Annotated in this window: 6 protein-coding genes; 1 reads left to right on the top strand and 5 read right to left on the bottom strand. The window is 50.5% G+C overall.

Features of this window, described 5'->3' with window-relative positions; genetic code table 11:
* Positions 1-443 precede the first annotated feature (443 nt).
* Positions 444-854 (top strand): low molecular weight phosphatase family protein, encoded by a 411-nt coding sequence (locus tag PHC90_14285; GenBank protein ID MDD3847512.1) that lies wholly within the window; start codon positions 444-446, stop codon positions 852-854.
* An 831-nt stretch (positions 855-1,685) separates the two neighbouring features.
* Here PHC90_14285 and PHC90_14280 read toward each other — a convergent pair.
* From PHC90_14280 to PHC90_14260, 5 genes are all read right to left on the bottom strand, one after another.
* The gene (locus PHC90_14280; GenBank protein MDD3847511.1) at positions 1,686-1,838 is read right to left on the bottom strand and encodes a hypothetical protein; all 153 of its coding nucleotides are present in this window, start codon (positions 1,836-1,838) and stop codon (positions 1,686-1,688) included.
* 83 nt (positions 1,839-1,921) lie between these two features.
* The gene (locus PHC90_14275) at positions 1,922-3,094 is read right to left on the bottom strand and encodes a sigma-70 family RNA polymerase sigma factor (GenBank protein MDD3847510.1); all 1,173 of its coding nucleotides are present in this window, start codon (positions 3,092-3,094) and stop codon (positions 1,922-1,924) included.
* A 112-nt stretch (positions 3,095-3,206) separates the two neighbouring features.
* Positions 3,207-3,599 (bottom strand): nucleoside diphosphate kinase regulator, encoded by a 393-nt coding sequence (rnk, locus tag PHC90_14270; GenBank protein MDD3847509.1) that lies wholly within the window; start codon positions 3,597-3,599, stop codon positions 3,207-3,209.
* Between the two features lie 6 nt (positions 3,600-3,605).
* A complete protein-coding gene (locus PHC90_14265) occupies positions 3,606-4,274 on the bottom strand; it encodes a toxin-antitoxin system YwqK family antitoxin (GenBank protein MDD3847508.1) in 669 nt (222 codons plus the stop codon).
* A gap of 239 nt (positions 4,275-4,513) precedes the next feature.
* Positions 4,514-5,403 (bottom strand): rod shape-determining protein (locus PHC90_14260; GenBank protein MDD3847507.1); only part of this gene is annotated, 890 nt, incomplete at its 5' end.

The raw sequence follows: 5,403 nt of genomic DNA, 5'->3' as shown, positions 1-5,403 counted from the left end.
GCGGAAAATACATTCGACCTTGACGGAAGGTCGAACACTTTTATAAAGTAGAGACGGCAGGGAGAGGACTACTGAGAAGCCGTTCGGATAAAACCGGATTGGGTGTTCGAGGCGGCCGGATTGGACACTCTACCATCATCGTGTTGTCCTTGATTGCCGCCATATTGCGCCTCGCTTAAATAATCGACTGACATACTCACTGGAACTAGCTTGTTTCGAGCCCAATGCATTTGGATTTTGAAAAGGTTTTTAAAAAGGCAACCCTCAGGGGCAGATCCGTCCGGTTCTTGTCCAGCCATCTTTATTCATTCATTCTCTTACTGCATCTTCCGTGCCGCCAACTTCAAATCGGTTTCTACCGACTGAACATGGCCTGGTAAATGCATAGATAGCGGTAAGTGATGACTGTCGGGAGTTATTCTATTAGACGAGGGAGGGGTAGTATGGTCCGCATGCTTTTCGTCTCTTATAAAAACGCTTGTCGCGGTTTAATGGCTGAAGCCATCGCACGGAACAAATTGATGGGTTTGGCCGAGGTATCGTCCGCCGGAGTAAGCCGGCATGGGCCCGGTGATCCGGCAATAGCGATCGAGATACTGCGCACACACTTCAATATTGATGCGTCCGGTCATACGCCGCGCAGCATAGTAACAGTCGACCTCAGCGCTATTGATTATGTCGTGGCCATGTCGTCGAGAATCGCGGAGGCTTGCCCCCCCGTGTCGTGCAAGTTACTCGTGTGGGATATAAAGGATCCCTGGCATGACGATCAGGATGCATATTTCGACTGTGCCAAAGAGATAGAGAGAGAAATCTCACTATTAGCTGTGGGGCTCAAATACATGAGGATGTAATGTTGTGGGTATATCGAAAACCGGAGGGTATTATAGGTGCCAGGATAAAATGTTATTTTTGCGGCAAGGGTGCGAAAATCATCCGTTTCGGGAATGTAACCCTGGCAGTCTGTTGCGGACAGCTTATTTATTTCAATAAAGAGGAGCCGACATTAACGTGCACTAGCAGGGAATAATCCAGCAGGGCCTGTTCGGCCACAGAGGGAACCCGGTTGCTTTAGCTACCCGGCTGTTTGTCGACATTTTCCTTTTAATCCTTATGTTTGGTTTTCTCCCCGCCCCTGTCTCCGACGATAGTGTATTATACAAGCAAAGGGTGTACCACCAAGCTTTGAGCCGGTTTGCCGGCTATGGGAAGATGTTCGGACGTGAGAGTTGCATAACTCAACCCGCAGTTGCGTTTTGCAACCCTGATCTTCCTCGAATTCGGGCAGCAGACACACGTTAGTAGCCGGATATCTTCCGGGCAGAAGGAGCCTGTCAAGAGAGGGATGTTTTATAACCCGGAACATAAGTTGCCCCCCACGGTTTGTTTTTCAGGATATCTTCCGGGTGGATAAATTACCGTGGGGGGCGCGGATGGGCATGGCTGCAAAAAATGCTCCCCTGTGGGGAAAGTGATCAGACAATTGAGTCAGGGTTATGGGGGAGCGTGCATTGAAATACACGTTGGTATGCGGAGAGTCTTTTGTGGCCGTTCCCTTATGGACACGAACGGGGTGGCCTGTGCTGTAAAAGGACATGAGATCCTATTTGGTTTTCCCTAAGCATCATATCATCTCCCGTGCTAACGTGTGACCGGTGACCCATAATTATCTCCGCCAGCCTTCTTTAAGACCGGGCACTTCCGGCTGTTTTGCTTAACCCGACCTTTTCTTCTGTGCGGGGCTGCCTGTCCTTTTTCTGCTGCACCTGCTTGGCCTGCTTGCTGGCCTTCTGCTTTGACTGCTTATGCTTGGTTTTCTTTCCGCCTCTGTCTCCCATTGTGGACGCCTCCTATTGTGTTTTTCTGAAAGGGTATTTGTCAATACTCGGCCCCTTCAGCATCCGAGATAATTCATCCTTCTCTATCCCTGGAAGCTTTCCAGCACTCTTTTCCGGAGTGGATTACGCAACCTTTTCATTGCCTTTAGTTCTATCTGGCGGACGTATTCGCGTGTGATGTTGAGAGTGTCACCGATTTCCGACAGGGTATAGCCTTCTGGGCCGTTAAGACCGAACCTCATCCTGACGACCTTCTCTTCCCTCTTGGTCAAGGTAGAAAGGACCTTTCCTATCTCTTCCTTCAGTGATTCGTCGACAAGCTCCTGAAAGGCGCACCGTCCATTGTAGTCTGCTACGCATTCCCCGATGGTTGTGTCCTGTTCCCCGACAATCGCTTCAAGGGATATAGCGGGATCCGGGATGGCCATTATATCTATGATCTTCTGCTGGGAATATCCCGATCTCTCGGATATTTCCTTGAGGTCGGGCTCGCGCTCAAGCTCCTGCAAAAGCCTCGCCGCCGTATTGTTGATTTTCGTCCTCTTCTCGATGACGTGGAGCGGGATCTTGATGATATTAGAAGAGTTCGAGATCGCGCGGACAATGCTTTGCCTAATCCACCAGGTGGCATATGTCGAAAACTTGTAGCCTTTTCGATGATCATACTTATCTGCAGCCCGCATGAGCCCTAGATTGCCTTCCTGGAGCAGATCCATCAGGTCGAGCCCCCTGTTCTGGTATTTCTTGGCAATAGTGATCACGAGCCGCAGGTTCCCCTGGACAAGTCTTTCCCTGATTGTTCCGATACGATCGTCTATATCGCGCAGCTCTCGCAGTTCCTTCTTCCCGGCCATCTCAATGCGCTCGGGGTCCTTGATTATTGTCTCTATTATTTGTTGAATAATGTCCTTATTGATATTCAGCCTGGCCACCGCGTCTTCGAATTCTTCCCTGATCTTCGCATAGTCTTCTTCCGGGCCGTCTGTATCCAGGCAGGTCCTTAACTTCTTGCTGAGTCTTTCTACGTTATGTATGGACGAGATTGCGGTTTCTGTATGGCTTTTCTCTTCCCTCGAGGAATGAATTCCGTCAACGTCATTCATAAAATCCGTAATACTCATTGAGTCCTGCCTTAGCCGTTTTCCTATCAGGACAAGCTCTTTAATGGCCTGAGGTATCGTAAAGAGGAGATATTTTTCTTGCATTTCCGCCTGTTCGATCTCTGCGCAGATCTTTTTTTCCTCAGATGCCGTCATCGGTCGCAACCTCCGGACGTCCTTCAAATAGAGGCGCATCATGTCTTCGGATAGATCCACTGCAAATTCTTCGGTCATTGCGCATTAACCGTGTCCTGTTGCCCTGTACGGGTCAGGTGTCATATCTTCCTTCTCTTTCAGGCTGATATATTATTTCGATTATCTTCATCCTCTTTTTTCCGGCCGGCACCTGCCGTTCGACAATGTCCTTTTCCCGGCTGCCGATAAGCGCTGTCCCCGCCGGAGCAAGGATGGAAACAGCGTCGTTACCCGCTTTGTTCCCCGGGAAAACGAGTGTGAATGTTCTTTCTTCGCCCGTATCAATATCCTTGACATGGACTGTGGAGTTCATCGTCACGACATTGTGCGGGATATCTTTTGGAAGCACTATCCGTGCCCTGTCGAGCATCTCTTCCAGCAGATCGGTATTTTCGGCATAGACTTCCATAAGTGCGCGCAGTCTCTCCATGTCGTGTTGGGTTATGTAGATCTGTTTCTTTTTCATCCCGCCCTACCTCTTGGTATAATTCTTCTTTACCCCGACCGTGGGGATGGTCTTTCCATCCTCATCGAATTCTACGCACGAAACAAGCTTGCCCTGCTTGTAATTCTCTATCCTGGACGGATGACCGGTATAATGGTACACCCGGTAGGTGCCCTGTTTCCTCCCCTTCACAAAATTTCCTTCCTCAATAACAAATCCCTGCTTGTCATATGCGATATATGATCCGTGAAGCCTGCCATTCATGTATTCCGCCTTGTTCTCAACGCTGCCATTGTCGAAGTAGCCCGTGAATGGTCCGTGAAGCTCGCCATTCTTATAATTCGTCTCCATCCAGAGCAGGCCGTCCTGCCGGTACGTCTTCGAAGGGCCATGCAACACTCCACGTCTGTAATGGCATTCCTCGAACATCTCTCCGCCAGGGTAGTATTCAGTGCAAAGGTCGTGTTCGAAGCCGTCCTTGAATTCAACAGATTTCCGTACGGCGCCGTTGCTGTAATACTCCTTAATGATACCGTCAGGGATACTGCCTGTGCGATGAATGACCGTACCGTTCTGCCGACGCACTTCGCTGGCCTTTTCCTCGTTGTCGCAGTAATAGATCGCGAGCAACCCGTCCTTGACATAGGAAACGACCTTCGTGATTTGTTCCACACCGTTCGATTCACCGTTGCTCATTGCGCAAAAACCTTCCCGGCGTCGTTACTGAATGTCTATGACTCTTGTAAAGCAAAGCGCGTGCCAGCTGGATAAACCGGCATTATTGGTCCAATCACCGTCGATAAGCGGTGTTTTGACGGGCGATGCGAGGAATAAGGGAGAGGTTCCCGGAAATGGTCTGTCTCTTCACACAAAGCGGCGTTGCTTCCTGCAACGCACCGTCACATTAAGCAACCAACCAAAAAATGTTGTGGAAGTTACCTGGAAATCTCTTTCAGAAGGGCCAGTTCATCAAGCGCCCTGCCTGCCCCTTCGGCCACTACGTTCATCGGGTTGTCGGCAACATGGACGGGAACCTGCGTGATTCTTTCGATCAGGAGATCGAAGTTTTTCAGGAGACTCCCGCCACCGCTCAGGGTGATACCCGTATCGATAATGTCCGACGCAAGCTCCGGCGGCATCCTTTCGAGAGCGATGCGTATTGCATCACTTATGGAATGGATAGGCTCGGCTATTGCCTCCCGTACCTCGGGCGATGATATTTTGAGTGATTGCGGTATCCCGTCTACCAGGTTCCTGCCATTAATTTCCATCGTCCGTGTATCTTCACCGGGACCCGGATAAGCCGAGCCGATAACGATCTTTATCTTCTCCGCGGTTTGCCCGCCGATGAGAAGATTATACTTGCGCTTGATATAGTTCACGATGGCCTCATCTATCTCCTCCCCGGCTATGCGAACGGAATAACAGTAAACGATGCCGGAGAGACTTATAACGGCAACCTCGGTCATGCCTGAACCGATATCAACGATCATGCTCCCGGCCGGCTCGGTAATGGGAAGACCGGCCCCGATCGCCGCCGCCATTGGCTCTTCGATCAGGTATACCTCGCCTTTACCGGCCGATTCGGCGGCCTCTCGCACGGCCCGTCGTTCTATCGGCGTGATGTCATACGGGACGGAGATGACGATCCTTGGCTTTGCGGCAAATCTCTTGTATCCGATGTCCGCCAGGAAGTACTTGAGCATGGTTGCGGCCGCTTCGAAATCGGAGATGACGCCATCCTTCAGTGGCTGGCTGACAGTTATGTTATCCGGTGTCTTGCCCAGCATGTTCTTTGCCTTCCTGCCGACAGCGACAACCTTCT

This window comes from Syntrophorhabdaceae bacterium (assembly GCA_028698615.1).
Taxonomy (GTDB): domain Bacteria; phylum Desulfobacterota; class Syntrophorhabdia; order Syntrophorhabdales; family Syntrophorhabdaceae; genus Delta-02.
This window is presented reverse-complemented; position numbering and strand designations above follow the sequence as displayed.

What these genes read in the sequence shown, in the direction of transcription:
- PHC90_14285 (MDD3847512.1), top strand. Translation starts at nt 444, where the DNA reads ATGGTCCGCATGCTTTTCGTCTCTTATAAAAACGCTTGTCGCGGTTTA.
- PHC90_14280 (MDD3847511.1), bottom strand. Translation starts at nt 1,838, where the DNA reads ATGGGAGACAGAGGCGGAAAGAAAACCAAGCATAAGCAGTCAAAGCAG.
- PHC90_14275 (MDD3847510.1), bottom strand. Translation starts at nt 3,094, where the DNA reads ATGACGGCATCTGAGGAAAAAAAGATCTGCGCAGAGATCGAACAGGCG.
- rnk (MDD3847509.1), bottom strand. Translation starts at nt 3,599, where the DNA reads ATGAAAAAGAAACAGATCTACATAACCCAACACGACATGGAGAGACTG.
- PHC90_14265 (MDD3847508.1), bottom strand. Translation starts at nt 4,274, where the DNA reads ATGAGCAACGGTGAATCGAACGGTGTGGAACAAATCACGAAGGTCGTT.